2 protein-coding genes are annotated in these 615 nt (G+C 45.0%); both read left to right on the forward strand.

Annotated features, from left to right (window positions below):
- The coding region (gene folK / locus R8O11_RS29120) for a 2-amino-4-hydroxy-6-hydroxymethyldihydropteridine diphosphokinase (RefSeq protein WP_318195109.1) at nt 1–351 on the forward strand (351 nt) is incomplete at its 5' end.
- A 15-nt stretch (nt 352–366) separates the two neighbouring features.
- Nucleotides 367–615, forward strand: a 249-nt coding sequence (locus R8O11_RS29125; RefSeq protein ID WP_318195110.1) for an undecaprenyl-diphosphate phosphatase, incomplete at its 3' end; no start/stop codon positions are given.

Here is a 615-nt window from a genome sequence, read left to right on the forward strand (position 1 = left end):
TTTAGTAGCCAAAACTTCTACAACTTTGTGATTGTGATGCGCACAAAGTTGTCACTCGAAGAGTTGAGTCACCACTTACGTGAGATTGAATATAAGTGGGGGCGTGAGGAAAATGCGCAAAAGTATCAGGATCGAACACTGGATCTCGATATAGTGCTCTTCGGTGAGTGCATCTCGACACAAAAACCGGAGCTACCTCGCAGTGATATCTACAAATATCCTTTTGTCACAAAGCCCTTGTATGATCTCGAACCTCATTTAGTGATCCCCGGCGATGGACGCACTGTAGCCGACATTTGGCATGCTATGCAGCCCGTTGATTCACTCAAACCAGTTTCTTTTTCACTTTAAATTTGAGTTGTTTACATGAGTTATTTTGAAGCCTTTATTTTGGCTCTGATTCAGGGTCTGACAGAGTTTTTGCCCATTTCCAGCTCTGCGCACTTGATCCTACCCTCTGCCATTTTCGGCTGGGCCGACCAAGGTCTAGCGTTTGATGTGGCAGTACACGTCGGTACATTGATGGCGGTTGTGATTTATTTCCGCCACGAAGTGATCACTTTATTCCGAGCATTGTTTGCTTCGATCTTCAAAGGTGACCGCAGTAAAGAAGCA

The sequence above is a fragment of the Vibrio sp. 1288 genome, assembly GCF_033344475.1.